Here is a 13504-nt window from a genome sequence, read left to right as displayed (position 1 = left end):
TCGCATTATTGAACAATCGAACGGGCAGCAAGGGCTATGGGCTAGTTGAATAATCAGTCATGACCCTGAGAAGCTTGCCGATTCGCTCCATCGCATTGATGTTCCGCATTGCCCGGCTTGGAGTCGAGCCATATCCTCCGGTCGCCTCAGTATTCCTTGCAGCCGGGAGCATTCCATAATGAATCATATTGAGCTCTCTAGCTGCGTTCAATAACGCTTCTCTTGAAGGCAAGCCAAAAGCCAGACGGGATACAGGGAACCAAAGAATATGATAGGAATCAGAAATGATATCCGCTGACAACCGCTTGATGTCTTCGGCGATTGCATCCTCGCATGATGCATTCGTTAGCTTGGCCTGATAGAGCAGCAGTAGATTGCTGACCCGTGCGATCGTTGCCTTCAGTGCCTGCACGGGCTCAATCACGCATTTCAGCACAAGCTGCCCAATAAGAAAGACCAGAACACCAGCAACAACAGTGGTGAGGATGGTCATCGTTCCTGTCTCATGGATTCAGCGTGGACCTCGAACTTGCTACACTCATTCTTCGACTCCTTCGCCGACGAAAGAGTATATTGGTTGTTGAGCAAAAGCACATGCTTAAGACCGACACTTGGTGGGAGATCATTCAATACCCTTTCCAGCCCCCACAAAGGCCTGCTTGGCAAGCGCACTCAGAACTTCGGCGAACTTTCCCACTTCTCCCTTGTTGAGTCGCAGACGATAGCGTCCCCAGCGCTTGTCGTAGTCCATCACATCCAACCCCGAGGCCTCGATAGTGGCTTCTGTCTCCTGGGATTGTGGCAAGCGAACATCCACCCGCAAGGCGTTCTTCTGCGGCCTGAACTGCACGAAGTTGTTGGGCTGCCCGTTGGTGGCCAAGCCGATATAGAACTTGTTGTACTTCAGCTCCAGGCCAGGAGCGAACTCCGCAACCAGCTTGAGCACCTCATCGGCCATGGCCACGGTGGCCTTCGAACCCCGCGTCTCCCAATAGGCGCGATCGGTCACCTCCTGCACCTCCTCGTCCTCGTCCACCAACCCGAAGCGGGCTTCATCCAGCACTGTGGTGAACAGCAGCGAAACCGTGTCAGCGAGCTGTACTGCGCTCATCTGGATCGCGATCAGGGGGATGGTGCCGTTGAACAGGGAAATCACATTCAGGAATCTGGACGTGATCTCTTCCGCCACGATCACCGCCGTGTGCTCGTACTGGGGATAACGCTTGCGCTCGATGTCCCAGTATTCGATGGTGCGGACGATGTGGGATTCATCCGTCTTGCCCAGCTGCACCTCCACCTCGTAGCGGTGGCTGGCCTCCGCGTCCTGGAGGAGCAGATCCAGTCGGCCGGCCCTCGGATGGATGCGCTCCTTGTCCTTGAGCACCACATCCCCCAGCCCAAGGATCTGAGGGTTTTCAGCAATGCGGTCCTGCACCCATCGCTCAGTGAGCTCGGGGTGGCTCTTGATCGAGAGCTTGGTGATCTGTTCGTATTTCATGTCTTCAGCTGCTCCACCAGCACCGCGAACTGAACCTTGTACTCATCCTGGCTCAGCTCACCAGCCGCACACCGCTGGGTGAGCCTCTCCATCCCGGCCAGGATCACCTCATTGGTTTTTTCCTCCACCGTTGTCTCGAAAACCACGGCTGAGCCGTCCGACTCCGCCGGCTTGTCTTTGTTGAACAGCTTGCCGGCCCAGCCAAGAGCTTCTCCTACCTTGGCCCCCGCCCGATTGGCCACATCTCCTGCGGCGAAAAGCGCCTGATCGAACGCGCCATCCTCCCGGCGGAACCGCTTGGCCAAGGCGGGCTGCTCCTCCAGAAGCTGCTCCTGGCCGAGGGCCTCCAGCAGCCGAGCCAGCACCTCCTGCTCAGCGGTCTGTAGCTCGCCATCGGCAGCGGTGATCAGGCAAAAAACACGCGCTACCGATTCCCGGTTGGCGGCCTCCTGAATCGAACGCAAGGCCGTGCAGACCGCGTCGAGATCCGTATCCACTTGCTCTGCCAGCCGCTGAAGCTCCTCTCCCGGCAAGGCCAGCTGCTTGAGGAAGGTGAGGTACACCTCCCGTTCCTTGTCATCGAAGTTTCTGTCGGCCAGGGCCAAGGCCATCAGGCCCTCCAGCACCGCCACCTCTGCCTGTTCATTGCGGCCGATCTGCCCCTGCAGTCGTCTGGTTTCTTCCCGCAACGCCGCCGACACCCGTACGCCATGCCGCACGCGGGTTCCAATCATCCGGGTGGTGGTGTAGTTCCAGCCGGCTGAAATCCCGACGCCCACAATCGGCACAGCAGCCTTGATCATCGCCTTCTGGGTCACCTGCTTGGCGATCCGTGGGCCAAGCACCGATCTCGCCGCGCCCTGGATCACCTTGGTGTTGCCATGGATCAGGCGAAACAGCTGGGCCCGTGCAACCTCCGGACCCAAAGCCTTGACGCCCAGACCTCCCACCTCAGCGACTTTCACTCCATAGACCACGGCGAAAAGCCTGATCAGATCCTCCGGATCATCGGCATCCATGGGGATGCCGTGGAGAAGATGCAAGTCGAAGGCCAGCCGCAACTGGAGGCGCACGGTGTACAGCACTTCGGCCATCACAGCCGAGATCGCAGCAGGCAGGGACGCCCCTGCGGAGAGCGCGACTGAACTGGCCGCGGCTCCCGAAAGCCCACCGGCAATGGCTGCGTTTTTCTCTGCCAGTTCGCAGAGCTTGCCGGCAACCGCGTCAATGGGCAGCCCGGGGTACTTGCCCTGGAGGTAGGCGGCCCCGCCCTGCTCCATCACCTTGCGCTCGTAGCTGCCCAGGCAGCTATTGAGGAACTTGTTGAACCAGGTGCCGTCCTTGATCGCCTGGACCCCGAAGGATTGGACGGTTTGCTTCAGATCAGCGATTTCCTGCAGGATCCCAGACTTGATCGCCTCTGGGTCATAGCCGCCTCCACCGACGGCATCTGGGGTGGAGTCGTCCAAGGGGGGTGGGATAGCTGAACTCTTTCTACTCGCAATCCCGTTCAATTGGTCGCTTTCGCTTGGAGATTCGGCTCGGCCATTCACAGCTATGTCTCGATAGCGCGCCACCGTCAAGCCTGCTGCGGGCTGGTCGATGCCACACAACTTATAGGAATATCATGAACCAGTTCTTCTGTGGAGTGAATTAGCTCGTTGTTTATTCAAGGAGGCAATGGCGCGTTGTCTATGACGCTCACGGTTCGCCAGCTGTTGAACAAACCTGCGTCAGATCAGACTGCTGCAACTCCAGTCTTAGGCCGATTGGTTCGATGCCCAGTATGCGACTGCCCTCTTGGGCTCACATTCGTGCTGATTTCCTTTGCAGATGGGGCTTCCGAGCTGCGTACGAGGACCGCTGCGGGAATGTCAAACTTGGCAATGAGCTTCCGGATCATGGCCAGCGTCAGCGGGCGCTGCTTGTTCATCACCTCGGAAATACGTCCACTGCTGCCGATCACGTCCCCAAGGTCTTTTCGGGTTAGGCCACGTTGCTCAAGGGCGAACTGAATTGCGGCAATGGGGTCGGGCGGCCCAATGTCATGGTGCTTTGCCTCGTAGTCGTCAACCAGGATCGAAAGAACTTCCAATCTTTCGAACTCGGGACTCCCCTCGTCGGCATCCAGGCAGAGATCGATCTCACGAAGGGCGCTCTCGTAGTCGGCCTCGGTGCGAATGGGTTGGATGGGGCGGAGTGTGGAGGTCATAGCGTGGAAGCGTCAAGCTTGTCGTAGTCGGCATGGGTGCCGATGAAGCGGATGTAAATCGCCTTCAGGCGGTATTCAACTTTGGCAATCAGTCGATACTTGTTGCCGCTGATGTTGAACACCACCCGGTTGTTGGCCAGAAAGCTTGCCGATGAGAACATCGCCTTGATCTCGGCAGGTTCGCTCCAGCTGGCCGCCTTGGCGACGGCATGCCATGCCTTGAGGGGTTGTTCGGCATCGCCATGGCCTGATTCCCAGAACTGCACGAGCGTCCGCTTGGCGATGATGCGCACGTCGCAAGGCAGTGTCCTCCCATTATGGGAGCAACAGGCTGGTTCGTCCAGGCCTTGGGTCGTCTCGCAGCGCCGGTCGTGCAGGCGGGGCCGCTAAGCAGTGGCTGAATGGTTCAAACCGCTTGGCAGACCAGCGATCTCGCTTAGCCTGCTTCTGCCGCACGGCCCCGCAACTTGCTTCCCTCCGTTGTTGCCAGCGAACTGGAGCAGGTGGCCTGCGATGCGATTCGCACCGCCTTTCACCCCACCACGCCGGGCTTCGCGGGGCTGATCGATCGCTTCCTCGCCGATCGTGAGCGGCTGCTGAAGGGGCCCTACGTGTCGGTGGCACTGCCCTTCCACCAGGGCTCTGGGCGCGATTGGTTCCCCCAGATCCCGTTGCCGTTCCCCCCCTACCGGCACCAGGAGAAGGCCTTTGATCGGCTGTTGCCTGGCACGCCCCGCAACACCCTGGTGGCTACCGGCACCGGTTCGGGCAAAACCGAGTGCTTCCTGCTCCCGCTGCTGGAACATTGCCGCCTGCAGCACACCCAGGGGCAGAGGGGCATCAAGGCGATCCTGATCTACCCGATGAATGCCCTGGCCACCGACCAGGCGCGCCGCATCGCCGATCTGATCCACACCATTCCCGCCCTGGCCGGCCTGCGGGCCGGCCTTTACATCGGCGCCTCCGACGACGCGCCAACGGCGGCGATGAGTGCCACCAGCGTGATCACCGACAAGGACGCCCTGCACAAGGCTCCGCCCGACATTCTGCTCACCAACTACAAGCAGCTCGACTACCTGCTGCTGCAGCCCCATGTGCAGAGCCTCTGGGAGCACAACGGCCAGCTGCCGGATGGAACCAGCGTTCTGCGCTATCTGGTGGTGGACGAGTTCCACACCTTCGACGGGGCCCAGGGCACCGATCTCGCCTGCCTGATCCGCCGTCTGCGCGATCGGCTCCACTGCCCCGGTGAGGAGCTGGTGTGCGTCGGCACCTCCGCCACCCTGGGTGGCCCCGAATCGCGGGGCGCGATGCGCGACTACGCCGGGCAGATCTTTGCCAGCCGCTTCGATCCGGAGTCGTTGATCGAAGAAGAACGGCTCAGCCCTGAAGAGTTCTTCACCGTCCATACGGCCTTTGGCGAGGAGGGCCTCTTCGCCCTACCCCTGCCTGGACTCGATGCGATGGAGGCCTTGGATCCAGAGCACGCCACCAGCGCCGAGGCGTACATCCAGAAGCAGGCGGAGATCTGGTTAGGCGACACCCTGCCACCAGCGCCAGGCGATGACGTGGCTGATCAGGGTTGGCGCCTTGATCTGGGTCTGCGGCTCGGCACCCTGCCGGCGGTTCACAACCTGGTGCGCCAGGCCGCGGCCACCTGTTCCACCGAGGAGCTGCTGGAGCGTTTCTCCCGGCAGCTCGGCCTCGGGGATCGCTATCCCCTGCGTTACAGGGTGCTGCTGCTTGAAAGCCTGCTGGCCCTGCTTGCCCATGCCCGCCGCACCACCGACAAACTCGACGGCACGCCCGTCGTGGTGCCCTGGCTCAACCTGCGGGTGCAGCTATGGCTGCGGGAGCTCAAGCGCATGGTGGCTTCGGTGGAGGCCGAGCCCCAGCTGGTTCACTCCGACGACCTGGCCGGCAAGGAGAGCGGTGCCCATCTGCCGGTGGTGCACTGCCGGGATTGCGGTGCCACCGCCTGGACCTCCACCCTGCTGAACCAGGGCAGCCATCGCCTCGATCGTGCCGGCAACCTGCGGGCGTTCTACAAGGCCTACTTCTCCGGTCAACCGGAGGTTCGCTACCTCTTCCCTCAGCGACCCTTCCAGCCTGCCGCCGCTTCTCCCCAAGAGGCCTCCCCCGAAGAGTCCAGCCTCAAGGTGCTCTGTACTGACTGCCTCTCGATCCACGCGCCGAAAGACCTCAAGGAGGTGTGCCCCAACTGCCAGAGCCGCGAGCTGCTGCTGGTCGATATGCCCGAGTGCGGCTATCTCGATCAGCACAACCATCCCCGCATCAGCCGCGACTGCCCCTACTGCAACGCCCAGCAGGGCCTGCTGCTGGTGGGAACATCGGCCGCCAGCCTCACCAGCACCTGGAGCGCCGCGCTGTTTGCCTCCGCCTTCAACGGCGACAAGAAGCTGCTGGCCTTTTCCGATTCGGTGCAGGATGCCGCCCATCGCGCCGGCTTCATCGCTGCTCGCGCCTATCGCACCTCCTTCCGCACGGCTCTCACCGGCACCCTGCAGGAAACCGGACCTCTGTTCCTTGATCAGCTGCAAGACCAGCTGATCAGTCGTTGGCAGCAGAAACTGCCGAATCCGGTGGATTTCGCCGCCACCTTCCTGCCGGCTGAACTGGAGTGGCTGCGGGAATGGGATGACCTCCAGCACCAGGACATACCGGCCCTCGGCACCGACAGCTTCCTGGTGCGAACCGTCTGTGAGCGGCTGCGCTGGGAGGTGGCCGCCGAATTCGGCTACCGCTCCCGCCTCGGCTCCTCCGTGGAGCAGGCCGGCTCCCTGACCGCTGGTGTGGATCCGGCCCGCATCCAGAACCTGCTGCCACCCCTGCTCACCCGCCTGCAGAACGAGGTGGAACCGCTGCGCAACGTCCGCATCCCCCAGCTGCAGCAGCTGGTGGTGGGGCTGCTGCATCACCTGCGCCAGCGCGGCGCCATCGCCGTTCCCGAGCTGGTGGGGCTTGATGGCAAAGGATCTGAGTACCTCAGCAGCGGAGCGGAGAACACCTTCAAGTTCAACCAGATCCTGCATACCCCAAGGTTCGGTGGCTCCTCCACCCGACCGATCTTTCTCACCAGCTACAGGGGCAAGGGCAGCTTCCAGCAGCTGGTGCGCGAGAAGGGCCGACCCACCTGGAGCCAGCACTGGTTGGCACGCACGCTGGAGACCAGCCAACCCCTCGACGTCGAGCAGCAGAAAGAGGCGCTCCAGTCCATCGTTGGCGCCCTCACAGAAGCCGGCCTGCTGCAGGAGTTCTCCGGCCCCAGGGGTGAGCACATCTGGGCGATTCCGCGCCAGGTTCTGCTGGTCGCCGCCCAACCCCAGCTGGTCCGCTGCGATTGCTGTGGCGATGGGGAAAGCGTTCTCGCCGAGCAGCTGCCCGTGTGGGAAGGCATGCCCTGCCTGGTGCGCCAATGCCCAGGCCACTACCGGCGCGATCCCCGCGCTGGCCTGCCGCTTTACCGCCGCCTCTACGAGCGCGGAGAAGTGCATCGGATCGTGGCCCGCGAGCACACCGGTCTGCTGGAGCGCCCCGACCGCGAGCGGCTGGAAACCCAGTTCATCCGAGGCAAGTACCGCAGCGATCCCAACCTGCTCTCGGCCACCTCCACCCTGGAGATGGGCATCAACATCGGCGATCTTTCCACCGTGCTGCTGGCCTCGGTACCTCCCGAGCCCGCCAACTACCTGCAGAGGATCGGCCGCGCCGGCCGCCGCGATGGCAATGCCATGGTCGGCACTGTCGTCACTGGCACCGCCCACGACCTCTACTTCTTCTCCGACCCCCGCGAGATGCTGCAGGGGCAGGTGAGCCCCCCCGGCTGCTATCTCGACGCTGCCGCGATCCTCAAACGCCAGCTGCTGGCCTACACGATCGATCGCTGGGTGCAGAGCGGCATCGCGGCGGAAGCCTTGCCCCGCAAGCTCAAGCCCGTGCTCGATGCCGTGGAGCGGGCCGGCAAGGAGGCCACCATCCCAGACGCCTTCCCTTACAGCTGGCTGCGCTGGTGCAGCACCGAACAGACCGACTTGCTTGATCGCTTCCTGGCGCTTTTCGATGAACAGCTGCAGGAGCCAAGCCGCCAGGAGTTGCGCGCCTACTTCCTCAGCTCCCCTGATGCCGGCCAGGCCGGTGCCTTCGCTGCGCCCTACGCCAGGGGCCTGATCGGGCGGCTCGAGGAGCTGATCGCCGAGCGCAAGCGCCTGCGCAGTGAGGCCACCAAACTGCGCGAGCGGTTCAACAAGCTCGCCGCCATTCCCGAGCAATCCCTGCTGGAGCAGCAGCGGGAAGACAAAGACGCCATCCGGCGCGAACAGATCGCCTACAACCAGCTGCGCAAGGACCTCGATGGCCGGCCACTGCTGGCCATGCTCACCGACGAGGGCTTCCTGCCCAACTACGCCTTCCCTGAAGCCGGCGTGACGCTGAAGTCAGTGCTCTGGCGACGCTTGCCCGCTCGTGGCGGTGGCCCCAGGCGCACCGAGGAGCTGCCGACCCTCAGCTACGAGCGGCCGGCCAACGTCGCGATCCGCGAATTGGTTCCCGACGGCCAGTTCTATGCCCAGGGCAGGCGGGTGAAGGTGGATCAGATCGATCCCAACCTCAACAAGCCGGAGCACTGGCGGTTCTGCCCCTCCTGTTCCTTCGCCTGCCGCGAAACCGACGACGACTACAACCGCAAGGAGTGCCCTCGCTGTGGCCACAGCGGCTACGCCGACCACGGTCAGGTCAAGGAGATGGCCCGCCTGCGCCAGGTGCAGGCCACCACGGAAGATGCCCGCAGCCGCTTCGGGGACGACACCGACGAGCGGAATCCACTCTTCTTCCACCGCGAACTGCTGATCCTTCCCGACCTGTCCCGCCGCGAGATCTCCCTGGCCGTGGACGACGAAGACTTTCCCTTTGGCGCCGAGTACCTGGCCAGCACCACCTTCCGCGAGATCAACTTCGGGGAGCTCACACCCATCGGGGCGACGCACAACATCGCCGGCAAACCCCTCCGGGTCAGGGGGTTTGAGCTCTGCCGCAGCTGCGGCAAGGTGCAACGTGGCCCCGCCAAGGCCTCGAACCACACCTGGGCCTGCAAGTCCCGTGACCAGCCCGACAGCGCTCAGCTCCGCAATCTCCTGTTCATGTACCGGGAGTTCAGCTCCGAGGCGGTGCGTTTCCTCTTGCCCGGTGCCAGCTTCTGGGATGACGAGGGCCAGCCCTCCTTCGTGGGCGCGTTGCACCTTGGCCTGCGCCATCGTTTCGGCGGCAAGGTGGACCACCTGCGCTCTGCCCTTGGTGAAGAACCCCAGCCCGGCAGCCAGCAGCGCAAAACCTTCCTCTACCTCTTTGATTCAGTTCCCGGCGGCACCGGCTACGTGCGCCAGTTGATGGAGCAGGGCGGCAAGGATCTGCGCGAGGTGTTCCAGAGCTCGCTCGCGGCCCTGCAGTCCTGCCCCTGCAGCGACGGCTGCTACCGCTGCATCTTCATGTACCGCCAGCGCTTCGATCGCGAGCGCACCAGCAAGCGCCGCGCTATCGAGCAGCTGCAGGCGATCCTGCGCCGCTGGGATGACCTGCAGGCCACCGATCGCAGCCTTTCAGAGATCACGATCAACAGTCGAGCCGAAAGCGAACTCGAGCTCCGCTTCCTCGAGGCTCTGCGCACCGGTAAGGGTGCCCCGGATGGCGTGCCGGTGGTGCTCAAGAAGGACGTGATCCATGGCCGCATCGGCTATCTCCTCAAGATCGGTAGCGGGCCGGCGGCCACCACCTGGAAGTTGGAGCAGCAGGTGCCCCTGGGTGAGGGCGAGGGCGTGGCGGAGTTCTCCCGCGCCGACTTCCTGCTCACCCCCACCGCAGGGGGCAAGCCGATCGCCATCTACACCGATGGCTGGGAATTCCACCACGGCCGCCTCGCCGATGACGCCCGCCAACGCATGGCCCTGCAGCGCAGCGGCCGCTATCTGGTGTGGTCGCTGAGTTGGTCCGACGTGGTCGAGAAGCTACCCAGCGCCCAGACCCCGCTGGAGCCCAATGGCTTGGCGGTCGGGGTGGTGCCGGCCTTCGCCACCAGCCCGGAGAAGTTCACTGAAAGGTGGTGGCCAGAGGCGCTGCTCCAGTCCCTCCCTCAGCCGCCCCTGCTGATGCCCCGCGAGGTACAGGCAGCCAACAGCCTGCAGCTGCTGATGGCCTATCTGGCCAACCCATCGGAGAGCCTGTGGCAGGGGCTGGCACAGCTGTTCTGCCTGTCCCAGGGCAGTGCTATGGCGCTCGATGGAACCGAGATCAAGGCGGCCATCGCCGATCAGGCGTTGGAGGATCACGTGGACGAGTGGCAGGGCCCAGAGCCCGGTCGTCGGCTGGGCCAGGTTCTGGCCATTGCCCCTGGCCTGAGTGCACTCAACCTGCTGGAGCAGGCGCGCCATGGCAGCCGGCATCCTGCCGCAAGCTTTCGCTCCATCCACTACGACCCGGAACTCGCCAGCTCAGACCAGCAGCAGCAGAGCAGCTGGCAGGAATGGCTGCGTCAGGGCAACCTCTTCCAGTTCCTGCCCCATTTCCTCCTGTCCACCCCAGGCTGGTCAGGGGCGGAACAGAGCGCCGCCGTGGATCCCCCCACCGTGTGGGTGGCTGGATTGGCGGGAGCCAATGGCAGGGGAGCAGCCACAGCCAGCAACCCCGAGCTGCAGCGCCAATGGGATCAGGCTCTCGACCTGGCCGAACCTGCATCAAGGCCCGTTCTCGAGAAACTGCGGGATCTGCTCCTGCAAGAGAAGATCCCCTTCCCGGATCTCGGCTACGAGCTGGAAGGAGCCAGGGGAGACGTTGCTGGGCCGATGGCCGATCTGGCCTGGCCTCAACAGCGCCTGGCCTTGGTGCTGGAGTCAGGCGACCAACCAGCTTTTGATGCCGCGGGCTGGCAATGCTGGCTGGCGGAGGACCCACCCGATGCGACGGCCAGCGCCTTGATCGAACGCCTTCAGTCCTGCCCCGTCCCCCTCTCCCGATGAGCGAACCCCGCATCACCGTTGCCCTCTCCACTGGCTTCCTCAAGGCCCTCAACCAGTTGCCGGAGAAGGCTCGCGGCAAGGTGGCGGCGTTCGTCTCCAAGTTCCGCGACAATCCGCGTAGCCCTGGCCTCAACTACGAGCGCATCGAGGGCGGCAAGGATCCCTTGATCCGCTCGATCCGGGTCGATCAGGACATCCGCTGCATCTTGCGGGCGCCCGAGCAGGGAGACACCTTCGTGCTGCTCTGGATCGATAAGCACGATGACGCCTACAACTGGGCGCGGCGCAAGACCTGCCATGTGAACCGCGTGTCTGGCGCTTTGCAGATCGTCGATGTCGAGGCGGCCGAGACCGCCGTGGGGGATGCGAGCGCAACGGCCGGCACCAAAGGGATCACCGCAGCCCCCAGCGACGTCACCCTCCCGGAGCGTCAACCCACAGCAGAGGCGGTTTCCCTGTTTGCCCACTGCGGGGATGACCAGCTCATGCTGCTCGGCGTTCCCGAGGCACTGCTGCCGGCCGTTCGTGCTGTCCAGAGCGAGGAGGCCCTGGCGCGGCTGATCGAATGGGTGCCGCAGGATTGCGTCGATGGTCTGATCCTGCTGGCTGAGGGAAAGCCCATCGAGGCGGTGATCGAGGAGCTGGAGCGCCAGCGGCCCGCTCACATCGATCCCGAGGATGTGGCCACGGCGTTGGCCACACCCGAAAGCCAGGCGGAGTTTCTCGTCATCACCGACGACGACGAGCTGGAGGCCATGCTCTCGGCGCCGCTGGAGCAGTGGCGGGTGTTCCTGCATCCCAGCCAGCGACGACTGGTGAATCGCGACTGGAACGGCCCGGTGAGGGTTCTGGGCGGCGCCGGCACAGGCAAGACGGTCGTGGCCATGCATCGCGCCCGCTGGCTGGCCAACCGGTTACTCGCCTCCGGTGCCCCGGGCCAGGTGCTGTTCACCACGTTCACCCGCAACCTCGCCACCGACATCCGCAGCAACCTCGCCAAGATCTGCAGCCTTGAAGAACTCAGGCGCATCGAAGTCATCCACCTCGATGGCTGGGTGATGACCTTCCTCAAAAATCAGGGTCTCCAGGTACGGGTCTTCAACGAAGAAGCGCGTGATGCCTGCTGGAGCCTCGCCATGGATGTGGCTGACCCCGCCCTGGGCCTGGAGGAGCGCTTCTACCGGGAGGAGTGGAAAGACGTGGTGCTGGCCAATGGCTGCCGCTCCCGTGACGACTACCTGGCAGCCCGGAGGATCGGACGCGGCACCCGCTTGAGCAAGCAGCAGCGGGCCCTGATCTGGCCGGTGTTCGATGCCCTGCGGGCTGAGTTCCGCCAGCGCGGGCTCTGGGAACCGGAAGAGGCCAAAACCGCAGCGGCGGATCTGCTGCGCAATGCCGGCCAGGGGGGGCGCTACGTGGCGGTGGTGGTGGATGAGGCCCAGGACCTCGATGTCGCCTCGTTCTCCCTGATCCGGGTTTTGGCCGGCGAGCCCCATCCCAACGACCTGTTCATCGTGGGCGATCCCCATCAGCGCATCTACGGCAAGCCGATCGTGCTCGGACGTTGCGGCATTGATGTGCGCGGCCGCTCCCGCAAGCTGCGGATCAACTACCGCACCACCGAAGAGACCCGCGCCTGGGCCACTGCTGTCTTGGAGGGGGTCGACTTTGACGACCTTGATGGAGGCAACGACTCCACCAGCGATTACCGCTCGCTGCTCCACGGCGAGAAGCCGGTGCTCCGAGGTTTCGACGACCCGGCCGACGAACAGCGCTTCCTACAGGACGCCCTCAGTCAGCTCTGCCAAGGCGATGGCAACCTTGCCTCCACCTGCGTCACCCTGCGCACCAAGAAGGCCCGCGACCGGGTCGCCAAGGGCCTGGAGAAGGCCGGGTTCCTCGTTCGTCTGATTGAGGCCAATGAGGCCGATGACCCCAGCGATCCGGCCCTGCGTTTGGCCACCATGCATCGCGTCAAAGGGCTGGAGTTTGACCAGGTCTTCATCCCCGAGCTCACGGCCGACCAGATGCCCTACAGGGTGGAGCTGAACCGTCGTCCGGATCAGGTCTCGCGTGAGCTGTTCGAACAGCAGGAGCGATCGCTTCTGCATGTCGCTGCCACCCGAGCCAAGAAGAGGGTGGTTGTGACCTACAGCGGCAAGCCATCATCTTTCCTGTCGCCAGGCAGGGCCGACTTCGACAGGGACTTCGCAAGGGGACACGAGGCACTCGATGGGCGAGTGAACAACCATCTGCTCACGCTCAACCGAATTCCTGATCCTGACGGGGACCTCTACGACTGGGTGGTGTTTGCCCACACGATCAATGGTTACGAGGTGGCTGGTTCCTTCGAAGCCTGCGCCGACCTTGCTAACAACCCAAGCAGCGCTGAGACCCTCACCCAGCTGCGCTGCGCCCTCTTCTTCAAGGCGAGGGCAGACCGGCACTCCGGGGGCTTTGGTGGCGGAGAAGAGGAGATCCGGGGGTTGCTGAGAAGGATCCGGAAGAAGGTCCAGGCCGGCGAGCTGGATTAAGTTATTGAGCTGATAAGAGCTGATTGCCTCCCCACAGCATTGAGCCTGCCAAGGGTCTCCTATTCAGAGTTTCTCTTCGAGATCCTCTTCTGGGCCATCTAGAAAGTGTCTGACCCCCATGAGCTGCGCCTGACGCCCCAGGGCAGCGGACACGGCCAGCAGGAAGCCGCGGCCAGGGGTAGGGGGGCGTAACGATCCAAGGCACCGGGCGCAACCGCCAGCCGTAGCGGTCAGA

Annotated in this window: 7 protein-coding genes; 2 read left to right on the top strand and 5 right to left on the bottom strand. The window is 63.6% G+C overall.

What is annotated here, in order from left to right; all coding sequences use genetic code 11:
- Positions 1-34: 34 nt before the first annotated feature.
- The 5 genes from KQ310_RS10450 to KQ310_RS10430 all read right to left on the bottom strand — a co-directional run bounded on the left by KQ310_RS10450 (position 35) and on the right by KQ310_RS10430 (position 4003).
- Complete coding sequence (locus KQ310_RS10450) at positions 35-493, bottom strand: hypothetical protein (protein ID WP_259721691.1); 459 nt, start codon at positions 491-493, stop codon at positions 35-37.
- Positions 494-622: 129 nt separating this feature from the next.
- Positions 623-1498, bottom strand: coding sequence for a hypothetical protein (locus tag KQ310_RS10445; protein ID WP_259721690.1), 876 nt, complete (start codon positions 1496-1498; stop codon positions 623-625).
- The gene (locus KQ310_RS10440) at positions 1495-2967 is read right to left on the bottom strand and encodes a TerB family tellurite resistance protein (protein ID WP_259721689.1); all 1473 of its coding nucleotides are present in this window, start codon (positions 2965-2967) and stop codon (positions 1495-1497) included. Before KQ310_RS10440 ends, KQ310_RS10445 begins: the two co-directional genes overlap by 4 nt.
- 269 nt (positions 2968-3236) lie before the next feature.
- Positions 3237-3710 (bottom strand): type II toxin-antitoxin system HigA family antitoxin, encoded by a 474-nt coding sequence (locus KQ310_RS10435; protein WP_259721688.1) that lies wholly within the window; start codon positions 3708-3710, stop codon positions 3237-3239.
- On the bottom strand, positions 3707-4003 hold the full coding sequence (locus tag KQ310_RS10430; RefSeq protein ID WP_259721687.1) for a type II toxin-antitoxin system HigB family toxin: 297 nt from the start codon (positions 4001-4003) through the stop codon (positions 3707-3709). The genes KQ310_RS10435 and KQ310_RS10430 overlap by 4 nt, the downstream gene beginning before the upstream one ends.
- 174 nt (positions 4004-4177) lie before the next feature.
- Between KQ310_RS10430 and KQ310_RS10425 the strand changes: the two genes are divergently transcribed.
- Positions 4178-10735, top strand: coding sequence for a DEAD/DEAH box helicase (locus tag KQ310_RS10425; RefSeq protein ID WP_259721686.1), 6558 nt, complete (start codon positions 4178-4180; stop codon positions 10733-10735).
- A complete protein-coding gene (locus KQ310_RS10420; RefSeq protein ID WP_259721685.1) occupies positions 10732-13269 on the top strand; it encodes a UvrD-helicase domain-containing protein in 2538 nt (845 codons plus the stop codon). The genes KQ310_RS10425 and KQ310_RS10420 overlap by 4 nt, the downstream gene beginning before the upstream one ends.
- The last annotated feature ends 235 nt before the right edge of the window (positions 13270-13504 follow it).

This window comes from Synechococcus sp. CS-1328 (genome assembly GCF_025128095.1).
Taxonomy (GTDB): Bacteria; Cyanobacteriota; Cyanobacteriia; order PCC-6307; family Cyanobiaceae; genus CBW1002.
The sequence above is the reverse complement of the archived record's forward strand: the minus strand, read 5'-3'. Positions and strand labels throughout refer to the sequence as shown.

Excerpts from the sequence above, each read along its gene's own strand:
- KQ310_RS10420 (WP_259721685.1), top strand. The coding sequence starts at position 10,732 with ATGAGCGAACCCCGCATCACCGTTGCCCTCTCCACTGGCTTCCTCAAG.
- KQ310_RS10435 (WP_259721688.1), bottom strand. The coding sequence starts at position 3,710 with ATGACCTCCACACTCCGCCCCATCCAACCCATTCGCACCGAGGCCGAC.
- KQ310_RS10445 (WP_259721690.1), bottom strand. The coding sequence starts at position 1,498 with ATGAAATACGAACAGATCACCAAGCTCTCGATCAAGAGCCACCCCGAG.
- KQ310_RS10450 (WP_259721691.1), bottom strand. The coding sequence starts at position 493 with ATGACCATCCTCACCACTGTTGTTGCTGGTGTTCTGGTCTTTCTTATT.